This window comes from Sphingobium sp. FW305-3-2-15-F-TSA7, from assembly GCF_058787155.1.
Window position 1 is genome coordinate 1 of sequence record NZ_JBYSZM010000030.1, and the last position, 19130, is coordinate 19130.

Annotated in this window: 19 protein-coding genes; 8 read left to right on the forward strand and 11 right to left on the reverse strand. The window is 66.2% G+C overall.

Annotation, left to right across the window (positions count from 1 at the left end; genetic code table 11):
- Positions 1 to 178: 178 nt before the first annotated feature.
- The 3 genes from ndk to AC3WN8_RS21345 form a co-directional block, all read right to left on the reverse strand.
- The gene (gene ndk, locus AC3WN8_RS21335) at positions 179 to 601 is read right to left on the reverse strand and encodes a nucleoside-diphosphate kinase (RefSeq protein WP_492671500.1); all 423 of its coding nucleotides are present in this window, start codon (positions 599 to 601) and stop codon (positions 179 to 181) included.
- A gap of 86 nt (positions 602 to 687) precedes the next feature.
- Positions 688 to 1128 (reverse strand): DNA polymerase III subunit chi, encoded by a 441-nt coding sequence (locus AC3WN8_RS21340; RefSeq protein WP_492671501.1) that lies wholly within the window; start codon positions 1126 to 1128, stop codon positions 688 to 690.
- Entirely contained in the window at positions 1128 to 2603 is a 1476-nt protein-coding gene (locus AC3WN8_RS21345; protein ID WP_492671502.1) for a leucyl aminopeptidase, read from the reverse strand. Before AC3WN8_RS21345 ends, AC3WN8_RS21340 begins: the two co-directional genes overlap by 1 nt.
- Before the next feature lie 167 nt (positions 2604 to 2770).
- On the opposite strand from AC3WN8_RS21345, the gene AC3WN8_RS21350 reads away from it, so the two are divergent.
- The 4 genes from AC3WN8_RS21350 (at position 2771) to rsmA (ending at position 8269) form a co-directional block, all read left to right on the forward strand.
- On the forward strand, positions 2771 to 5011 hold the full coding sequence (locus AC3WN8_RS21350; RefSeq protein ID WP_492671503.1) for an LPS-assembly protein LptD: 2241 nt from the start codon (positions 2771 to 2773) through the stop codon (positions 5009 to 5011).
- A 61-nt stretch (positions 5012 to 5072) separates the two neighbouring features.
- Entirely contained in the window at positions 5073 to 6434 is a 1362-nt protein-coding gene (locus AC3WN8_RS21355) for a peptidylprolyl isomerase (RefSeq protein WP_492671504.1), read from the forward strand.
- Positions 6435 to 6447: 13 nt separating this feature from the next.
- A complete protein-coding gene (pdxA, locus tag AC3WN8_RS21360) occupies positions 6448 to 7440 on the forward strand; it encodes a 4-hydroxythreonine-4-phosphate dehydrogenase PdxA (RefSeq protein WP_492671505.1) in 993 nt (330 codons plus the stop codon).
- Between the two features lie 10 nt (positions 7441 to 7450).
- Entirely contained in the window at positions 7451 to 8269 is an 819-nt protein-coding gene (rsmA, locus tag AC3WN8_RS21365; protein ID WP_492671506.1) for a 16S rRNA (adenine(1518)-N(6)/adenine(1519)-N(6))-dimethyltransferase RsmA, read from the forward strand.
- Positions 8270 to 8602: 333 nt separating this feature from the next.
- Here the strand turns inward: rsmA and AC3WN8_RS21370 are convergent, their stop codons facing one another.
- From AC3WN8_RS21370 to AC3WN8_RS21385, 4 genes are all read right to left on the reverse strand, one after another.
- Positions 8603 to 9121 carry a tetratricopeptide repeat protein gene (locus tag AC3WN8_RS21370; RefSeq protein WP_492671507.1) on the reverse strand — a complete coding sequence of 173 codons (519 nt, stop codon included), beginning with the start codon at positions 9119 to 9121 and terminating at the stop codon, positions 8603 to 8605.
- Positions 9122 to 9147: 26 nt separating this feature from the next.
- Complete coding sequence (locus AC3WN8_RS21375) at positions 9148 to 10320, reverse strand: RsmB/NOP family class I SAM-dependent RNA methyltransferase (RefSeq protein ID WP_492671508.1); 1173 nt, start codon at positions 10318 to 10320, stop codon at positions 9148 to 9150.
- A gap of 48 nt (positions 10321 to 10368) precedes the next feature.
- On the reverse strand, positions 10369 to 11826 hold the full coding sequence (gene guaB, locus AC3WN8_RS21380) for an IMP dehydrogenase (protein WP_492671509.1): 1458 nt from the start codon (positions 11824 to 11826) through the stop codon (positions 10369 to 10371).
- A 231-nt stretch (positions 11827 to 12057) separates the two neighbouring features.
- A complete protein-coding gene (locus AC3WN8_RS21385) occupies positions 12058 to 12864 on the reverse strand; it encodes an HpcH/HpaI aldolase/citrate lyase family protein (RefSeq protein WP_492671510.1) in 807 nt (268 codons plus the stop codon).
- An 83-nt stretch (positions 12865 to 12947) separates the two neighbouring features.
- Here AC3WN8_RS21385 and AC3WN8_RS21390 point away from each other — a divergent pair, with 83 nt between their 5' ends.
- From AC3WN8_RS21390 to AC3WN8_RS21405, 4 genes are all read left to right on the forward strand, one after another.
- Entirely contained in the window at positions 12948 to 13934 is a 987-nt protein-coding gene (locus AC3WN8_RS21390) for an SPFH domain-containing protein (RefSeq protein WP_492671511.1), read from the forward strand.
- Positions 13935 to 13946: 12 nt separating this feature from the next.
- Positions 13947 to 14393, forward strand: a complete 447-nt coding sequence (locus AC3WN8_RS21395; protein WP_492671512.1) for an NfeD family protein — start codon at positions 13947 to 13949, stop codon at positions 14391 to 14393.
- A gap of 61 nt (positions 14394 to 14454) precedes the next feature.
- Positions 14455 to 16275, forward strand: coding sequence for a DUF885 domain-containing protein (locus AC3WN8_RS21400; RefSeq protein WP_492671513.1), 1821 nt, complete (start codon positions 14455 to 14457; stop codon positions 16273 to 16275).
- Entirely contained in the window at positions 16272 to 16592 is a 321-nt protein-coding gene (locus tag AC3WN8_RS21405; RefSeq protein ID WP_492671514.1) for a hypothetical protein, read from the forward strand. The genes AC3WN8_RS21400 and AC3WN8_RS21405 overlap by 4 nt, the downstream gene beginning before the upstream one ends.
- A gap of 16 nt (positions 16593 to 16608) precedes the next feature.
- On the opposite strand, the gene AC3WN8_RS21410 is transcribed toward AC3WN8_RS21405, so the two are convergent.
- The 4 genes from AC3WN8_RS21410 to AC3WN8_RS21425 form a co-directional block, all read right to left on the reverse strand.
- Complete coding sequence (locus AC3WN8_RS21410) at positions 16609 to 16962, reverse strand: hypothetical protein (RefSeq protein ID WP_492671515.1); 354 nt, start codon at positions 16960 to 16962, stop codon at positions 16609 to 16611.
- 260 nt (positions 16963 to 17222) lie between these two features.
- The gene (locus AC3WN8_RS21415; RefSeq protein ID WP_492671516.1) at positions 17223 to 18032 is read right to left on the reverse strand and encodes a ferredoxin--NADP reductase; all 810 of its coding nucleotides are present in this window, start codon (positions 18030 to 18032) and stop codon (positions 17223 to 17225) included.
- Positions 18029 to 18475 carry a hypothetical protein gene (locus tag AC3WN8_RS21420; RefSeq protein WP_492671517.1) on the reverse strand — a complete coding sequence of 149 codons (447 nt, stop codon included), beginning with the start codon at positions 18473 to 18475 and terminating at the stop codon, positions 18029 to 18031. Before AC3WN8_RS21420 ends, AC3WN8_RS21415 begins: the two co-directional genes overlap by 4 nt.
- A gap of 184 nt (positions 18476 to 18659) precedes the next feature.
- Complete coding sequence (locus AC3WN8_RS21425; RefSeq protein WP_492671518.1) at positions 18660 to 19106, reverse strand: hypothetical protein; 447 nt, start codon at positions 19104 to 19106, stop codon at positions 18660 to 18662.
- Between the last annotated feature and the right edge of the window lie 24 nt (positions 19107 to 19130).

Sequence of the window (19130 nt, forward strand, 5' to 3'; positions counted from 1 at the left end):
CGCAACCATGCGCAAACTCATCATCATCGCTAACGCTAAGCTTCGTGATCAGCTCGCCAGCATCTGAGTTGATGACGGTGGGGACTTCAAGGCAGATGGATCAAACTCCAACGATCCCAAACGAAAAAGGGCCGCCGGAATGTCCGGCGGCCCCTTTTTTCGAGTCGGGATCGATCGATCAGCCGACCAGTTCTTCCGGCTTGAAGAAATAGGCGATTTCGATCGCCGCATTCTCGTCGCTGTCCGAACCATGGACCGAATTGGCTTCGATCGACTCGGCCAGTTCCTTGCGGATCGTGCCGGGCTCGGCATTCTCCGGGTTGGTCGCGCCCATGATGTCGCGGTTGCGCTGCACGGCGTTCTCGCCCTCGAGCACTTGGACCACGACCGGACCCGAGATCATGAAGCTGACCAGGTCGTTGAAGAAGGGGCGCTCGCTATGGACCGCATAGAAGCCCTCGGCCTGCTCCTTGGTCATCTGGATGCGCTTGGAAGCGACGACGCGCAGGCCGGCCTCCTCGAGCATCTTGGTGACCGCACCGGTCAGGTTGCGGCGGGTGGCGTCGGGCTTGATGATCGAAAAGGTGCGATTTGCGGCCATGGCCGTCACAGCTCCAATGTTCTGGATGATGGGGATGCGCGCCCCTTAGCGGCGGGCGCGCATAACCGCAAGCACGCGCCACATGCTCAGGCCATCCGGCTCCATTTGCCGGCCTCGTCCTGAACCCAGTAGCGCCGCTCGACATCCTCGCGGCTGTTGAGGCCGCGCCACGCCGCCCGCGCCACATCGACCGACTCGGCATCGAAAAAGTGGAAAACGCGATCGAAGCCAAGCGCCTCGTCGCGCCATGCGCCGTCGGCCAGCGCGACGTTGCGTGCCGCATTGGCCGCGTCCGCCGTCGCGGAGATCAGGATCGGCTGTACCGCATCATCGTCCGTGCCGGCACGCGCATGCGGCAGGAAAGAATCGGGTCGCGCCGACCATAGCGCGGCATCGATCCGGACCTGCTGCGCTTCGTCGCCGGTCACCACCAGCAGGCGTGCGTCCGAGTCGAGCAGGCGCTGCGCGATCGCGGGCAGCACCTGTTCGACCGGCAGACCGCCGAGCTGGTAGAAATCGACCTGCATCAGCCTTCAAGCGTGTCCGCGACGAACCGGTCGAGCAGGCGCACGCCATAGCCGGTCGCGCCCTTCTCCCAGGTCGGACCCGCCTTGTCGGCCCAGACCATGCCGGCAATGTCGAGATGCGCCCATTTGACGCCGTCGTCGACGAAGCGCTGGATGAACTGCGCCGCGGTGATCGATCCGGCGCCGCGCGGGCCGACATTCTTCATGTCGGCGATCGGCGAGTCGATGAGCTTGTTGTAGGCATCGCCGAGCGGGAAGCGCCACAGCGGGTCGCCCGCCGCCTTGCCGGCCGCGATCAACTGGTCGGCGAGACCGTCGTCGTTGGCGAAGATGCCGCCATGCTCGTTGCCCAGCGCAATGATCATCGCGCCGGTCAGCGTCGCCAGGTCGACGATCGTCCTGGGCGCATATTTGCGCTGGACCCAGGTGATCGCGTCGCACAGCACCAGCCGCCCCTCGGCATCGGTGTTGATGACTTCGATGGTCTGTCCCGACATCGAGGTCACCACGTCACCGGGACGCTGCGCCTTGCCGTCGGGCATATTCTCGACGAGGCCGCAGACGCCGACGACATGGGCCTTGGCCTTGCGCAGCGCCAGCGCCTTGATCGCGCCCGCGACGGCGCCGGCCCCGCCCATGTCCCACTTCATGTCCTCCATGCCCGCCGCCGGCTTGATCGAGATACCGCCGGTGTCGAAGGTGACGCCCTTGCCGACGAACGCGAGCGGGGTCTTTTCAGCCCCGTCAGTGCCGTCCCAGCGCATCACGAGCAAGCGCGGTTCGCGCTCGGATCCCAGCGAAACGCCGAGCAATGCGCCCATGCCGAGCTGTTGCATCGCCGCGCGATCGAGAACCTCGATCTCGACGCCGAGCTCGGCGAGATGCCGGCAGCGTTCGACGAAGCTTTCGGGGTAGATGATGTTCGCGGGCTCGGAGACGAGGGTGCGCGTGAGCATCACGCCTTCGGCCACCGCATTCGGCCCGGCCCAGGCGGCCTCGGCGCCGTCGGCGGCGCCGACGATCACCACTTCATCGAGCGTCGGCTTCGATTTTTCGGGCAGACGGGTGCGATACACGTCGTGGCGCCAGCCCCGGAGCACCGCGCCGAGCGCGAGTCCGGCGGCATCGGACGCGCGCGAGACGCTGCCCGACAGATCGACCACCAGCCGAGTCTCGCCCGAGGTCAGCAGCCGGGCGGCGAGCGCGCCGCCGGCACGTTCCCAGGCGACCGATTCGTCGCGATCGCCCAGGCCGAACAGCACGACGCGGCGGGCGCCCTGCCCTTCGGCCACGACCAGTTCCACCGTCGTGCCGGCCTCGCCATCGAAGCGCGCAGCCGCTGCCGCGGCCTTGGCAAGCGCGGTGCCCGCCGCATCGAGCCCCGCCAGCGTCGCCGGAAAATCGGCGCCCTTGCGGATAGGAAGGGCCAGCGCGTGATCACCTTCGGGCTGGGCGGCGGCAAAACGGATGCGCATGGACGTATGGGCCTTTCGCTGAATGGCGGTGATATAGGGTGAGGCGCCTGTTAAGCCAGTCCGCCGCCGCTGGCAAAAGGCGAAGCGCGAGCCGGATGCGGCTCAGGTTGCAGCCGGCTCCGTCCGGTGCGATATGCGGCACCCTGTCGCCGGAATGTGGAGCCCAAGTGACGCGTAAGACCTTCCTGCTCTCGGCGGCGCTGCCGTGCGCGCTTCTGGCCTCGCCGGCGACCGCGCAGGATCTGAAGCCGCGCCCGGTATCCCCCCCGCCGCCGCCCGCGGCGGGGCAGACGCCCGCGACCGATGAGGAAATCACCTTCACCGCCGGCAATCTGGAATATGATTCCAACAGCCAGGTCGTCACCGCCAGCGGCGACGTCCGCATGTTCCGCGAAGGCAACCGCCTGCGCGCCGACAAGGTGATCTGGGACCGCAGCACCGGCAAGGTCGTCGCCGAAGGCAATGTCGCGGTGGTCAATCCGGGCGGCGATACCGCCTATGGCGACAAGGTCGACCTGACCGATACGCTGCGCGACGGCATGGTGGAGAATCTGCTGGTCGTGCTCGACGAAGGCGGGCGCCTGGCGGCGATCAAGGGATCGCGCGCCGGCGATATCTACACGCTGGACCGGGCCGCCTATTCCCCCTGCCCGATCACCGATTCGGCAGGGTGCCCGCGCGAGCCGACCTGGAAGATCACCGCGGTCAACGTGGTGTACGATGCCGGGCGCAAGCGCGTGCGTTACAAGGGCGCGCGGCTCGAACTGTTCGGCATGCCGCTGATTCCGTTGCCCGGCCTCACCCATAGCGTCGGCGATCAGGCCGCATCGGGCATATTGGTGCCCGACGTCCGCTATGACCGGGTCAACGGGTTCGAAATCGCGCTGCCCTATTATCTGCGCCTGGCGTCCGACCGGGACCTGACGATTACGCCGCATCTCTACAGCAACGCGCTGCCGATGATCGAGACGCAATTCCGCGCGTTGACCGACCTCGGTGCGTTCCAGGTCACCGGGTTCGGCACCTATGGACGCCGCCAGCCCATCACATCGATCGCGCCGGGCACCGATGGGACGAAGGATTTTCGCGGCTATCTCGATGCCAGCGGCAAGCTGCAGTTCGATCCCAATTGGAGCCTGACCGGTTCGGCGCGACTGGCGAGCGACCGGACGTTCCTGCGCCGCTACGATATCACGCGCGAAGACCGGCTGCGTTCGACGATCAATCTCGAGCGGATCGACACCGACAGCTATTTCTCGATCGCGGGCTGGGCGACGCAGACGCTGCGCGCGGGCGGCGTGCAGGGGCAGCAACCGATCGCGCTGCCGGTGATCGATTATCGCCAGCGTATCCGCGAGGGGTTTCTCGGCGGCACGTTCGAGATCCAGGGCAATACGCTGTTCCTGACGCGCACCGCGGGCCAGGACACGCAGCGCGCCTTTGCCGGCGTGCGCTGGGACCTGCGCAAGCTGACGCCGCTGGGCCAGGAAGTGACCTTCACCGCCTATGCGCGCAGCGACGCCTATCATACCGACGAAATACTCAAGACGGTGAACCCCGCCTATCGCGGCGATCCCGGCTGGTCCTTCCGCTCGGTCGCGTCGTTCGCGGTGGACGTCAAATGGCCGTTCGTCGGCGAGGCGTTCGGCGGCACGCAGCGGCTGACGCCGCGCGTCCAGTTCGTCGCGTCCCCGGTCGAAGGCAATCTGAACATTCCCAACGAGGATGCGCGCGCCGTCGATCTGGAGGACAGCAACCTGTTCGCGATCAACCGCTTCGCCGGCTATGACCGCTATGAGGACGGCACGCGCGTCACCTATGGCGTGGAATGGTCGCTCGACCGGCCGGGGCTGTCGATCAACACGATCGTCGGGCAAAGCTATCGCCTGTCGGCACGGCCGGGGCTGTTCCCCGACGGCACCGGCCTGACCAACCGCACATCGGACATCGTCGGCCGCACCACCGTCCGCTTCAAGCGCTTCGTCAGCCTGACCCATCGTTACCGGCTCGACAAGGATAGCCTGGCGATCCGCCGCAACGAGATCGACGCCACGATCGGCGGCCGCAACACCTATGCGATGATCGGTTATCTCCGGCTCGACCGGAATATCGGTCCGCAGCTCGAGGATCTGCGCGATCGCGAGGAGATCCGGCTGGGCGGCCGTGTCCAGGTCGCGAAATACTGGTCGGTGTTCGGATCGACGACGATCGACCTGACCGGCGCGCGCGAGGATCCGCTGACCACCGCAGACGGATATGAGCCCGTCCGCCACCGGCTGGGCCTGTCCTATGAGGATGAATGTCTCGAGCTTGGCGTGACGTGGCGCCGCGATTATGCGAACACCGGCGATGCCCGGCGCGGCAACACATATCTGTTGCGGGTAGCTTTCAAGCAATTGGGCCTGTAAGCCCTAGTTCATGCGCTCGTCTTTATGGGTGTCAGTGGGATTCTTTGGAGATAGCCACAGGATGATGGCAGGTTTTTCCGGCGTCCGGCGCATTGCGCGGGCCGGCCTTTTACTTTCGGGGACGATCGCGGCGGGCGTCGCGGTCGCGCAGACCGTGCGTGACGATGCGAGCGTGCCCAGCGCACCGCTCAACGTGCCGACCAATCCGCAATTCTTCGGCAAGATGGAGCCGAACGTCTACAAGGCGACAGCACGCGTCAACGGCGAGGTGATCACCGCGACCGACGTCGACCAGCGCCTGGCGCTGGTGATGCTCGCCAATCAGGGATCCAATGTTCCGGACGAGGAAAAGCAGCGGCTGCGCGTCCAGGTGCTGCGCAACCTGATCGACGAGACATTGCAGATCCAGGAGGCGAAAGCCGCCGAGGTCGCAGTGAAGAGCGAAGAGGTCAACCAGCGCTATGCGATGGTCGCGCAGAACTTCAAACGCACCCCGCAGCAGATGACCGAATTCCTGAAGGCGAACGGATCTTCGGAACGCTCGATCAAACGGCAGATCGAAGGCGAGCTGGCGTGGAATCGCGTGCTCGGCCGTAAGATCACGCCCTTCGTCAATGTCGCGCAGGAAGAGGTCCAGTCGATCATCGACCGGCTGAACGCCACCAAGGGCACGGCCGAATATCGCATGGGCGAGATTTATCTTTCCGGTTCGCCCGAGACGATGAACGAGACCATGGCGAACGCAAAGCGGATCATGGAGCAGGTCCAGCAGGGTGGCTCCTTCGCGGCCTATGCCCGGCAATTCTCCGAAGCGTCGACCGCGGCGGTCGGCGGCGATCTCGGCTGGATCCGCGCCGAGCAGCTTCCCGCAGCGCTTGCCGAAGCATCGCAGCGCATGACCGTCGGACAGGTCGCGGGGCCGATCGCCGTGCCCGGCGGCGTCTCCATTCTGGTGAAGATCGACCAGCGCCAGGTACTGACCGCCGATCCGCGCGACGCGGTGATGAGCCTGAAACAGGTCGCGATCAGCTTTCCCAAGGGCATGACGCAGGCACAAGCAACGCCGCAGGTCGAGAAATTCGCCACCGCGACGCGCGGGATCAGCGGCTGCGGCACGGTTCAGGCCACCGCGACGCAGTTCGGCGCCGAAGTGGTCGACAATGACCAGGTCAAGATCCGCGACCTGCCGCCCCAGCTTCAGGACGTGCTGCTCAAGCTGCAGATCGGCCAGGCGACACCGCCCTTCGGCTCGCTCGAGGAAGGCGTCCGCGTGCTCGTGCTGTGCGGCCGCGACGATCCCCAGGTTGCCGGCGGCCCGTCGTTCGACGCGATCATGGCGCAGCTCGAGGAAGAGCGGATCAACCGCCGTGCGCGACGCTATCTGCGCGATCTGAGGCGCGACGCGGTCGTCGACTATCAGTGAGGGGCGCCGGCGCGTGACCCCGCTCGCAATCTCGCTCGGCGACCCCGCAGGCATCGGCCCGGAAGTCGCCGCCAAGGCCTGGGCCGAACGGCATAGACATGGGCTGTTTCCGTTTTTCGTCGTGGGCGACGCCCGTTCGGTGAATGCGGTCTGGGACGGCCCGGTCGCGCGGATCAGCGATCCCGCCGAAACCATGGCCGCATTCGACCAGGGCCTTCCCCTGCTCAACATCGAGGATGGCGGGACGATCGTGCCCGGCGTTCCCGATGTCGAGGGTGCGCGCTGTTCGCTCGATTCGCTCGAACTGGCCTCTGGCCTGGCGCGTTCGGGCGCCGCGGGCGCGCTGGTGACCGGGCCGGTCTCGAAATCGCAGCTCTATGCGATCGGCTTCACCCATCCCGGCCAGACCGAGTTCGTCGCCGAGCGCTGCGGCATCTCCAAGGAGAATGCGGTGATGCTGCTCGCGGGCCCGACTCTGAAAGTCGTGCCCATCACCACGCATCTGCCGCTCCGCGCGGTTTCGGACGCGCTGTCGATCGATCTGATCGTGACGCGATCGCTGGCCACCGCCAAGGGACTGACGCGCAATTTCGGTATCGCCAATCCCCGGCTCGCCTTTGCCGGTTTCAATCCCCATGCCGGAGAAAATGGCGCACTGGGGCGTGAGGAGATCGACATGCTGATCCCCGCGATCGAGCAGTTGCGCGAAATGGGGATAGACGCGCTGGGGCCGTTCGCGGCCGATGCGATGTTCCATCCACGCGCGCGCGCCGAATATGACGTGGCGATGTGCCTCTATCACGATCAGGCACTGATCCCGCTCAAGACGCTGCATTTCGACGAAGGCGTCAACATGACGCTCGGCCTGCCCTTTGTCCGGACCTCGCCCGATCACGGCACCGCCTTCGCGCTCGCCGGACAGGACAAGGCGGAGCCCGGCGCGATGATCGCGGCGATCAGGATGGCCGCGGACGCGATGCGATGCCGCGAAGCCGTGCCGCAATGACATATCCGGCGTGACGGAGCTGCCGCCGCTCCGCGCGGTGATCGCGCGGTACGGCCTCGACGCGAGCAAGGCGCTGGGCCAGAATTTCCTGCTCGACGAGCAATTACTCGATCGGATCGCGCGTATCCCCGGCCCGATCGACGGCGAAACCGCCTATGAAGTCGGCCCTGGCCCGGGCGGATTGACGCGCGCGCTGCTGCGCGCCGGCGCCCGCGTGGTTGCGGTCGAACGCGATCGGCGCTGCATTCCCGCACTTGCCGAGCTCGACGCCTGGAAACCCGGGCAGTTGACGGTAATCGAGGGCGACGCGCTCGATATCGACGAGCCGCGGATCGTGCCCAGCGCGCATGTCGTCGCCAATCTGCCCTATAATGTCGGCACCGCGCTGCTGGTGCGCTGGCTGACCGCGCCGACATGGGTGCCGTGGTGGAAATCGCTCACGCTGATGTTCCAGAAAGAGGTGGCGGAACGCGTCGTCGCCAAGCCCGATACCGGCGCTTACGGGCGGCTGGCCGTCCTCAGCCAATGGCGTTGCGATGCGCGGCTGGCGATGACCGTCCACCGCTCCGCCTTCACCCCGCCGCCCAAGGTGATGTCCGCCGTCGTCCATCTGACGCCGCGCGAGGCGCCCGCCGGGGTTTCGGTCCGCACGCTGGAGGCGTTGACCGCCGCGGCGTTCGGCCAGCGCCGCAAGATGCTGCGCCAGAGCGTCAAAGGGCTGCCCGGTGCACTCGACGCGCTCGAAGCCGTCAGCATCGAAGCGACGCGGCGTGCCGAGACGCTGAGCGTGGACGAATTCGTCGCCGTTGCGCGGGCGATGCAGCGCTGAGGCTTCGGCGGCTGCCCAAGGTCATCGGATTCACGCGAAGCCGCGAAAGCGCGAAGAGAAGAAGCGGTGAAAAAGGCATGCCGCTTGAGAAAGATCCTCCGCGTCTCCGCGCCTCCGCGTGAACCATCCTCGTCTGGGCAGCGCTTCCGGACTGACAGGTTCACGCGGAGGCGCGGAGACGCGGAGGAGAGAGAGGTTGCTTAGCCGGAAGCCTGCTTCTCTTCGTGCGTCGGTAGACAGAAAAGTGAGATTGACCTGCGGTCGACTACGTCTCCGGTTTTCGCCGGAATGACGGTGAGGACGGGGTAGCAAGTAGAGCCGAGGATCAGACCCTCAGTTCGATTCCTTCTGCGTCACGACCGGCTTTGGCGTTACCGATTTGACGGTCAGCATCGTCGGCGACGGCCCCTTTTCGATCGCGGCGGCGAGCTGGTTCTGTTCGGCGCAGCGCGCGACGCAGAGTTTCTCGATCCGTGCCAGATTCTCGCGCGCCTTTTCGACGGCGCCCTTGGCGACCATCGCTTCGCCCTGGCCGGCCAGCGCGTTCAGGTCATTGGGGTCGATCTTGAGCGCCTCGCGGTAGAAGCGGATCGCCTTGCCGTTCAGATCCTGTTTCTTGGCGACCTGTGCCAGCGCGACATAGGCCTGGCGATTGCGCGGATCGGCGACGAGCGCGCTTTCCAATATGTCGTTCGCGCCCTGGAAATTGCCCGCGGCGGCCATGGCCTTGCCTTCCTCGAGCAGCGCAAGCGACTGCGGCGAGATTTCGGCGTCGGGGCGCTGCCCGCTCACCGCACTCGAAACACAGGCGAATGCGAGGGCAAGGGCGCACGTGGCGGGCGTGTAACGCATGATCGTCTCCAACATGGGCGATCGGGTCATGGCTGCAACGCCCGCGTCAGTCTCGCGACGAAAAATCCGTCGGTGCGATCCCTTGCAGGGGTAAGCATGACCCCATCGCCCCTCATCCGCCCAACATGGGGTATCGGGGTTTCCGCCGTCAAGGAGGAATGGCGCGAAAGCGCGGCTGCGACCTGATCGCATCCTTCGGCATCAATCAACGAACACACTGCATAGACCAGAGATCCGCCCGGCCGGAGCAGCGGCACCGCAAAATCGATGATCCGTGCCTGGAGCGCCGTGAGCGCCTCCAGCCGCTGCGGGGTGAGCCGCCAGCGCGCCTCCGGATTGCGCCGCCAGGTACCACTGCCCGAACAGGGCGCATCGACCAGCACGATATCGGCCTGCCCGGCCAGATCGGCCAGGGCGGCAGCTTCGCGGCCGCCATCGAGCAACCGGGGTTCGATCCCCGCCGCGCCGGCGCGCTCGGCGCGCGGCGGCAAGCGGTCCAGCCGTGCCTTCACCGTATCGCAGGCGATCAGGCGGCCGCGCCCCGCCATATCGGCGGCCAGCGCCAGCGTCTTGCCGCCCGCGCCCGCACAGAGATCGACGACAGTCATATCCGGTCCCGCCCGGCAGGCTTGGGTGATAAGCTGGCTGCCCTCGTCCTGTATCTCGACCGCGCCCGACGTCCAGAGCGGGTGTGTCTCGATCGCGAACCCCTCGGGCAGGCGCAGGCCATCGGGGGCATGCGCGGTCGGGACGGCTTCGGGCAAATCGGCCAGCACCGCCGCACGCGTCGATTTCAGCCGGTTGACCCGCAGGTCGAGCGGCGCACGTTGGAGCAGCGCAATCAGTTCCTCGGGCTCGGAAACGGCGAGCCGCTGCGTGAGCCAGGCCGGCACCGGGGTTGCCGGCGTGGCGCGCTCACCATCCCCGATCGGCGCCGGTGCATGGGGAAACCCATCGAACAATGCCGGGTCCGCGACCTCCAGCATCGCGACACGGCCGGTTTCGGGCCGCTCGCCCGAGCGACGGATGGCCGCGTAGACGAGATCGCGGACGGCCCGGCGATCCTTCGAGCCGGCATAGCGCCGGGTCTTGAAATAGCGCGCGATCAGCGTGTCGGCCGCCGCACCACCCTCACGCGCCGCGACGATGATCTCGTCGAGCAGGTCGATCGCTGCCTGGACTCGCGCCTGCGGTGTCATTTCTCGGCCCCGCTCATTCCACGCGCTAATATCTCAACGCAAACCGTTCTAACGCGTCGGATAATTGGGTGCTTCGCGTGTGATGCTCACATCATGGACATGGCTTTCGCGCAGCCCCGCATTGGTGATGCGGACGAAGCGCGCACGGCTCTGCAGATCCTCGATCGTCTTCGAGCCGGTATAGCCCATCGCGGCCTTCACGCCGCCGACGAGCTGGTGGATCACGTCCTTGGCCGGGCCCTTGAACGGCACCTGTCCCTCGATCCCCTCGGGAACCAGCTTGAGCTGATCCTTGATATCCTGCTGGAAATACCGATCGGCCGATCCGCGCGCCATCGCGCCGACCGAGCCCATGCCGCGATAGGATTTATAGACGCGGCCCTGATAGAGGAAGGTTTCACCCGGCGCTTCTTCCGTGCCCGCGAGCAAGGATCCGACCATCACGCTCGACGCGCCGCCGGCCAAGGCCTTGGCGATATCGCCCGAGGTACGCAGGCCGCCATCGGCGATCACCGGGACGCCCGATTTCGCGGCCTCCTCGGCCGATTCCATCACCGCGGTGAGCTGCGGCACGCCGACGCCGGCGACGACGCGGGTGGTGCAGATCGAGCCCGGGCCGATGCCGACCTTGATGCCGTCGGCGCCCGCGCCGATCAGCGCGCGCGTCGCTTCCGCCGTCGCGACATTGCCCGCGACGATCTGGACCGAATTGGACAGGCGCTTGATTCGCTCGACCGCGGCCGAGACCATCTTCGAATGGCCGTGCGCGGTATCGACCACGATCAGGTCGCATTCGGCATCGATCAGCGCCTCGGTGCGCTCGAAACCCTTGTCGCCGACGGTGGTCGCCGCCGCCACGCGCAGGCGGCCCGAGCCGTCCTTGGTGGCGTTGGGATAATTCACCGCCTTTTCGATATCCTTGACCGTGATCAGCCCGACGCAATGATAGGAATCGTCGACCACCAGCAGCTTCTCGATCCGCCGCTGATGGAGCAGCCGGCGCGCCTCTTCCTGGTTCACGCCGAGCTTCACGGTCGCCAGATTCTCGTGAGTCATCAGCTCGGAAACCGGCTGATTCGGATTTTCGGCGAAACGGACGTCGCGATTGGTCAGGATGCCGACCAGCCGGCCGCTCGCCTCCACCACGGGAATGCCGGAAATCCGGTGCCGCGCCATCAGCGCCTGCGCCTCGGCAAGCGGCCGATCGGGCGCGATCGTGATCGGATTGACCACCATGCCCGATTCGAAGCGCTTCACGGCGCGCACCGCATCCGCCTGTTCCTCGACGCTCAGATTCCGGTGGAGCACGCCGATGCCGCCCAATTGCGCCATGACGATCGCCATGTCAGCCTCGGTCACCGTATCCATCGCCGAGGACAGGATCGGGATGTTGAGCCCGATATCGCGCGTGATCCGGGTCCGGGTGTCCGCCTGGCTGGGCAGGACCTCGGATTCGCCGGGGCGCAGCAGAACGTCGTCGAAGGTGAGGCCGAGGGCGATATCCATGGTCAGCGGCAGGCTCCGTTGCTGGCGCCGCCCGGAATACACCTCACCAGCCCGCGCGAAACGCGGCAGCGGCTGGCGATGAAGGAATCGAGCGGGGCTCTCATGGAGAGCCAGTGGCAGCTAATCGGTCCGGCGTAAACCCTAATACCAGGGTGCAGGGATGCTAACGCATCCGCACCCTAGAACGCTCAGGCGCCGCGCGGGGCGATACCAGGGTTCGATGAGCAACCCTCATCGAACCCTGGTATCGGCCTGCCCAATCAGCCGCCTCGCCGCATCGACATGCATCGATTCGATCATCCGATCGCGGAATCGGACGGCGCCGCCGTCGAATGCGGCGATCAATGCGCGGGCATCCTCCAGCTCGGCCGCATCAGGGCCGAACACGCGATTGGCGATCTCGATCTGCGCCGGATGGATCACGGTCTTGCCGTCGAAGCCGAACGCCCTGCCCTGGCGGCATTCGTCCTCAAGCCCGGCGGGATCGTCGAGCCGGTTCCAGACGCCGTCAAGCGCGATGATGCCGGCGCCGCGCGCCGCAAGCACGATCGTCTGCAGCGCGAGCACGAGTCCTTCGCGCCCCGCGCCCGACGGGATGCGCAGTTCCGCCTTGAGATCGTTGGTTCCCGCGATCAGGCCTGCGACGCCGGGCTGGCGCGCGATCGTCGCGGCGGCCTGCACACCGTCCGGGGTTTCGATCATCGCCAGCAGCGGTTTGCCCGACGCGGCCAGCGCCTTCGGCGATTCGACCTTGGGCAACACCATGTAATCGGCGCGCGAATGCGCCACCGCATCGAGGTCGGCGGCGTGCCATTCGCTGCCGATCGCGTTGATCCGGATCGCCACCGGACAGCCGAAACCAGTCTCGACCGCAGCGACCGCGGCGGCGCGCGCCTCGGTCTTGCGATCGGGCGGCACCGCATCCTCGAGGTCGAGCATGATCATGTCCGCGTAGAGCCCACGCGCCTTTTCGATCGCGCGGGCGTTGGAGGCGGGCAGATAGAGTGCGGTGCGCGGGGAGAAGGCCGGGTTGCTCATGGTCCCGCTCTTCGCCCGATTATGCTTGGCGGGCAAGGGCTGGCGGGGCAGTATCGTTGCACAGGCGGTCGGAGGGGTTTGCCATGGAATATTTCCTGCTTTTTCTCGTGATCATGGTGGTCGCGTTCGTCGTCGCCGGCGTCACCGTGGTCCGACAGGGCTATCAATATACGATCGAGCGTTTCGGCCGCTTCACCCATGTCGCGCATCCGGGCTTCAACCTGATCGTGCCCTTCGTCGATCGCGTCGGCCGCAAGGTCAACATGATGGAGCAGGTGCTCGATATCCCCGGCCAGGAGATCATCACCAAGGACAATGCGATGGTCGCCGTCGACGGCGTCGTGTTCTTCCAGGTGCTCGAACCCGCCAAGGCCGCCTATGAGGTCTCCGAACTCTATATCGCCATCATGCAGCTCACCACGACCAACCTGCGTACGGTGATGGGATCGATGGACCTAGACGAATTGCTGTCCCGCCGCGACGAGATCAATGCGCGGCTGCTCAACGTGGTCGACCATGCGACCGGCCCCTGGGGCGTCAAGATCACGCGCGTCGAAGTGAAGGATATCCGCCCGCCACAGGATATCTCGAACGCGATGGCGCGGCAGATGAAGGCCGAGCGCGAGAAACGCGCCTCGATCCTCGAGTCCGAGGGCATGCGCGCTTCCGAGATCCTGCGCGCCGAAGGCGAGAAGCAGGCCCAGATCCTGCAGGCCGAGGGCCGTCGCGAGGCGGCTTTCCGCGACGCCGAAGCGCGCGAACGCGAAGCAGAGGCCGAAGCCAAGGCGACGCAGATGGTGTCCGACGCGATCGCGAGCGGCAATTCGAAGGCCCTCAACTATTTCATCGCGCAGAAATATGTCGAGGCGGTGAGCCAGTTCGCGACCTCGCCCAATGCCAAGACCATCCTCTTCCCGGTGGAGGCGACCGCGCTCATCGGCACGCTAGGCGGAATCGGCGAGCTGGCGAAGGATGCCATATTGGGCAGCGGATCGACGCCCTCAAACCCGGGCTCGCCCCCGCCGCCGCCCCGCCCCAAACGTCCGGGGCCGTTCGAGCAGCAAGGCTGAGGAGACGGCGCGATGATGGATATCTTTCCGCTGGAACCGCAATGGGTCTGGCTGATCCTGGCGGCGGTGCTCGGCACCGCCGAGATCATCATGCCCGGTTTCTTCCTGCTCTGGATCGGCGGGGCAGCCCTGGTCACCGGCGTCGCCACCCTGTTGTTCGATCTGAACGAACCCGCGCAATTCGCGGCGTTCGCGGTGCTCGCGATCGTCGCGGTGTTTGCGGGGCGCCGCTGGTTCGCGCTCAATCCGATCGAAACCACCGATCCCCTGCTCAACGACCGCGCCGCGCGGCTGGTGGGCGAGATCGTCACGGTGGTCGAGCCGTTCGAATCGGGAATCGGCCGCGTGAAAGTGGGCGACGGCGTCTGGAACGCCAAGGGCGGGGATTTCGCGCTCGGGGCGCGGCTGCGCGTGACCGGGGTGGATCGCGGTGCGCTGCTGGTCGAACCCATCGCCTGAGATCCCGCCAAAGGCCGAACCCTGCCAGGATATTGCAAATATGATGACGGAGTCGCGTGACATGACGACCGACCTTTCCCGCCGCGACCTACTGATCGGCACGACCGCCGCCGGCGCGCTTGCCCTGCTGCCCGGCGCCGCATCGGCCCAGTCCGGCGATGCCGCGGCCAATGCGCTGCTCGATTCGATCGCGGAGAACCTGCTGCGGCTCAATCCGGAGTCGGCGACGTCGCTCGGGGTCGACAAGGGCGCGCGCGCGGCGCTGCACGCGCAGCTTGCCGACCGGTCGCAGGCCGGCCAGCGCCGGATCGCCGACCAGGCCCGCGCCGATCTGGCCCGGCTCGGCACGATCGACGCGGCAGCACTCTCCCACATCACGCGCACCAGCCTGAACGTCGTCCGCAGCGCCCTGACCCTTGCGCTCGACGGCTTCGCCCAGCCCTATGGCGATGTCGCGGTCGGCGGCTGGCGCAACACACCCTATGTCGTCATCCAGAATGTCGGCGCCTATCTCGACACGCCCCGCTTCCTCGACAGCGAGCATCAGATCGCGAATGCCGAGGATGCCGAGGCCTATCTCGCGCGGCTGGAAAGCTATCCCACCCAGCTCGACGGCGAACTGGGCCGGCTCAAGGCCGCGGGCGGACAGGGGCTGATCGCGCCATCCTTCCTGATCGACAAGGCGCTCGGCCAGCTTGGGCTGGCGGCCAAGGGCGCGCGCGAGGGCGGCGGCCTGGTCACCTCGATCGAGCGGCGCACCCAGGCGATACCGGGCGACTGGGCGGCGCGCGCGCGGCGCATCGCGACGGAAAAAGTCGCCCCCGCGCTCGACCGGCAGATCGCCGAGCTGACCGCGCAACGGACGCGTGCAACCCCCGATGCGGGCATGTGGGCGCGGCCGCACGGCGACGCATTCTATGCCTGGTCGCTGCGCGCCGCGACGACGACGCGGATGACGCCGGACGAAGTCCACAAGATGGGCCTGGACGAGCTCAGGACATTGCAGGGCGAGATGGACGTCATCCTGCGCGGCCTGGGATACAGCAAGGGCAGCGTCGGCGAACGGATGACGGCGCTCGGCAAGGATCCCCGTTTCCTGTTTCCCGAAGGCGACCCCGGCCGTGCCGAGATCATGGCCTTCATCCAGCAACGCCTGGCCACCATCCGCGCCAAGATGCCCCAGGCGTTCAACACGCTGGTCCGCGGCAATGTCGAGGTCCGGCGCCTGCCCCCCGAGGAAGAGCCCGGCGCGCCCGGCGCCTATGGCGGCCCCGGATCGATCGACGGGACGGTGCCCGGCAAATTCTGGATCAACCTGCACACGACCGGGCTGCACAATCGCTACAGCCTGCCGACGCTGACCCATCACGAGGCGATTCCCGGACATGTCTGGCAGGGCGAATATGCCTATAAACTGCCGCTGATCCGCTCGATCCTCGCCTTCAACGCCTATTCGGAAGGCTGGGCGCTTTATGCCGAGCAGATGGCGGGCGAACTCGGCGTCTATGCCGGTGATCCGGTGGGCAGGCTCGGCTATCTCCAGTCGATCGCGTTCCGCGCCTGCCGGCTGGTCGTCGATACCGGGCTTCACGCCAAACGCTGGACGCGCGATCAGGCGATCAAATGGTTCTCGGAGACCAACGGCTCGTCGATCGACGAGGTTTCGAGCGAAGTCGATCGCTATTGTTCATGGCCGGGCCAGGCCTGCGGCTACAAGGTCGGCCATAGCGAGATCAACCGCCAGCGCCGCCGCGCCGAAACGGCGCTCGGCAAACGCTATGACTACAAGGCGTTCAACGACACGGTGGTGCTGGGCGGCAATGTGCCGCTCGACGTGCTGGCCGCCAATGTCGACGCCTATATCGCCGGAGCCAGATCATGATCCTGCGCCGCTGGAAAGGCCTGATCCGCACGGCGGAACGCGAAGAATATCGCATCTATATCGAGGGCACGGGCGGGACCGACTATACCTCGACCCCCGGCAATCTGGGGTTCCAGATGCTGTTCCGCGACCTGGGCGACAGCACCAGCGAAGTGACGACATTGAGCTGGTGGCGCTCGCTTGACGATATCAGGGGCTTTGCGGGCGAAGACATCGCCATCGCCCGCTATTATCCCGAGGATGATCGCTACCTGCTCGATCGCCCGCTGCATGTCGAGCATCACGAGGTGGTGGCGAGCAGCCTGCCCCTGTCCTGATCAGCTTTTCCCCTGATCAGCTTTTCCCGCCGAAAAAGCCCTTTGCCATGTCGGTCAGGTCGTCGATGGCGCTGCCGTCGCCATCCTTGTCGAAAAAGCCGGTGACCTGGCCCAGCAGGTCGCCATTGGGATCGAGCCCGATCTTCTCCAGCGCGCCGGTGCCGCCAAGGCCCGCCAGGACGCCCTGAAGCTTTTCCAGCGACAGCCCATGTTCGCCCGCCGCATCGGCGATCGCCTGGCTCTGGCCCGCGCCACCCTGCAGTCTGGCGCCGAGGGTTTCGGTGACCGATCGGATCTGATCGGGCGAGACGCCGAAGCGCGCACCGAGATCTTCGAGATTGCCGCCCAATCCGTCCAATATACCGCTCATCGATCACCTCCTTGTTCGGGTTGATCGAGGTTAGGATCGATTGCCCGGGGCGTCACCTGCAAAAGCTGCAGTCGATCCGGTTCGGAGGGCATTCGGGCGATGGCGGAGGCCCTGTTTGCTGCCCCTATCCCGCCGAGCCAAGGACACTTCATCGTCATGCTGAACTCGTTTCAGCATCCGTGCAGCAATCCGCACCGTCGCGGCCGTTTCGACATGGACCCTGAAACAAGTTCAGGGTGACGATGTGGGTTGTCCGCTTTCTAGCCGACAAAGGCGCGTTCGATCACATAGTGGCCGGGCGCCGCATTGGAGCCTTCGGAGAATCCGAGGCCATCGAAACGCGCGGCGAGATCGCGGATCATCGCCATCGATCCGCACATCATGATCCGGTCGGTCTGCGGATCCAGCAGGCGCGGGCCGGTGCAGCGGCCGCCGAACAGGCCGCCATCGTCGATCAGCGCATCGATCCGGCGCATGGTGTGAAAATCCTCCCGCGTTACCGTCGGCACATATTCGAGCTGGAGCAGCGCCTGATCCTGGACCAGCGGGTCGCCGGCGAGCTGGCTTTCCAGTTCCTGGCGGAAAGCGAGGTCGCTGACGTTGCGCACCGAATGGACCAGCACGATCTGACCGAAGCGATCGTAAAGATCCGGATCGCGGATGAGGCTGAGAAAAGGCGCCAGGCCGGTGCCCGTCGACAGCAGGAACAGGCGGTTGCCGGGAAGCAGCGCATCCGCGACCAATGTCCCCGTCGGCTTGCGCCCGAGAAAGATCCGGTCGCCGGGCTGGATCTGTTGCAGGCGCGAGGTCAGCGGCCCGTCGGGCACCTTGATCGACAGGAATTCGAGCTCGTCGGCATAGGCCGGGCTCGCGATCGAATAGGCGCGCAGCAACGGGCGCCCCTCCCCCGGCAGCCCGATCATCACGAACTCGCCCGAACGGAAACGGAAGCTGGGCGGGCGGGTGATGGTGAAGCTGAACAGATGGGCGTTCCAGTGACGCACCGAACGGACCTCTTCCACGGTCAGCGCGGTCGAGGGGGCCAGCATTTCCTTGTTACGGTCGCTCATCGTGCTTCACTCGTCGTGGGATGGGGGGCTTCGGGAATCAGTCCGGCGTCGGCCAGCCGCATGGCAAGCGCGGTCATGGCGGTGAGCAGCGGCGCGACGCTGTCCCCCTCGACGATCAGGCCGAGCGTTTCGACGACGCGATCGGGCGTATCGTCTCGCATCGCGCGGAACAGGCCGAGCATCACGGCTTCGTCCTCGCGCACGCGCCCGCAGGGCAATGGTGCGAACGCGATCGGTTGGTGCGCATGGCGGGCAAGCAAGGTCATCGCCATCGCGAAATGCGGCAGCCCCTCCATCATCCCCCATTTGACGAAGGCCGGCCCGAGCGCCGCCGCCGGGCAGCGCCCCTCGCCATAGCTCGCCAGCCACGAGCGCATCGACCAGATCAGGAAGCGGCCGCCGCGGTCGAGCGACGTCACGCGCTGGTCGACGAAATCATACATATCCACCTGCCGATTAATTGCGACTGACTATCAATAGCAGGAATTACTCAGGCGGATGCGGCGCGTCAACCACCCTTCTCATACGCGATCTCGAAGATGCTGACGCATCCTCGATCGGTTCGCTCATGCGCCGCGCGGGCTGATGCCAGGTCTCGATGAGTCAAACTCATCAAGAGCTGGCACTCTATGGCAGCGGCGCGATGTCGGGCGCGACGAAACGACGGCGCGCCGCGACGGAGAAGAGCAAGGCGTGCGAATAATGGCCGAGCGGCCAATCGCGCCGGCCGCGCGGCGAGAGCAGCAGCGCGTTGACCGACCGGACGAGCCCCTCACCCGCCGGACGTTCGGCGAGATGCGCGCGCACCGCGGCGAGAAAGGCCTGGGTGATCGTTTCGTGATACCCCTGATGATCGTCATTCACCCCGCCGACGCTTTCATTATAGCGCCGGATGATGCCGGGCAGATCGCGTTCCGGCACGATTTCCCGCCGATCGCGGACGATGTACAGGCAGGCGGCGAGATGCGCCTCGTGCGTCCATTCGGCGCGCGGCAGAGTGCACAGGATCAAGCCGTCGCCCACATGGGCGACGGCCGCATCATCTTCGAACAATCGGACGTCGTGGTCGGTCATTTCCGGGCTTCCTTTCGGAATGGC

Excerpts from the sequence above, each read along its gene's own strand:
- ndk (WP_492671500.1), bottom strand. The coding sequence starts at position 601 with ATGGCCGCAAATCGCACCTTTTCGATCATCAAGCCCGACGCCACCCGC.
- AC3WN8_RS21340 (WP_492671501.1), bottom strand. The coding sequence starts at position 1,128 with ATGCAGGTCGATTTCTACCAGCTCGGCGGTCTGCCGGTCGAACAGGTG.
- AC3WN8_RS21345 (WP_492671502.1), bottom strand. The coding sequence starts at position 2,603 with ATGCGCATCCGTTTTGCCGCCGCCCAGCCCGAAGGTGATCACGCGCTG.
- AC3WN8_RS21355 (WP_492671504.1), top strand. The coding sequence starts at position 5,073 with ATGATGGCAGGTTTTTCCGGCGTCCGGCGCATTGCGCGGGCCGGCCTT.
- AC3WN8_RS21370 (WP_492671507.1), bottom strand. The coding sequence starts at position 9,121 with ATGCGTTACACGCCCGCCACGTGCGCCCTTGCCCTCGCATTCGCCTGT.
- AC3WN8_RS21375 (WP_492671508.1), bottom strand. The coding sequence starts at position 10,320 with ATGACACCGCAGGCGCGAGTCCAGGCAGCGATCGACCTGCTCGACGAG.
- guaB (WP_492671509.1), bottom strand. The coding sequence starts at position 11,826 with ATGGATATCGCCCTCGGCCTCACCTTCGACGACGTTCTGCTGCGCCCC.
- AC3WN8_RS21385 (WP_492671510.1), bottom strand. The coding sequence starts at position 12,864 with ATGAGCAACCCGGCCTTCTCCCCGCGCACCGCACTCTATCTGCCCGCC.
- AC3WN8_RS21390 (WP_492671511.1), top strand. The coding sequence starts at position 12,948 with ATGGAATATTTCCTGCTTTTTCTCGTGATCATGGTGGTCGCGTTCGTC.
- AC3WN8_RS21395 (WP_492671512.1), top strand. The coding sequence starts at position 13,947 with ATGATGGATATCTTTCCGCTGGAACCGCAATGGGTCTGGCTGATCCTG.
- AC3WN8_RS21400 (WP_492671513.1), top strand. The coding sequence starts at position 14,455 with ATGACGACCGACCTTTCCCGCCGCGACCTACTGATCGGCACGACCGCC.
- AC3WN8_RS21405 (WP_492671514.1), top strand. The coding sequence starts at position 16,272 with ATGATCCTGCGCCGCTGGAAAGGCCTGATCCGCACGGCGGAACGCGAA.
- AC3WN8_RS21410 (WP_492671515.1), bottom strand. The coding sequence starts at position 16,962 with ATGAGCGGTATATTGGACGGATTGGGCGGCAATCTCGAAGATCTCGGT.
- AC3WN8_RS21415 (WP_492671516.1), bottom strand. The coding sequence starts at position 18,032 with ATGAGCGACCGTAACAAGGAAATGCTGGCCCCCTCGACCGCGCTGACC.
- AC3WN8_RS21420 (WP_492671517.1), bottom strand. The coding sequence starts at position 18,475 with ATGTATGATTTCGTCGACCAGCGCGTGACGTCGCTCGACCGCGGCGGC.
- AC3WN8_RS21425 (WP_492671518.1), bottom strand. The coding sequence starts at position 19,106 with ATGACCGACCACGACGTCCGATTGTTCGAAGATGATGCGGCCGTCGCC.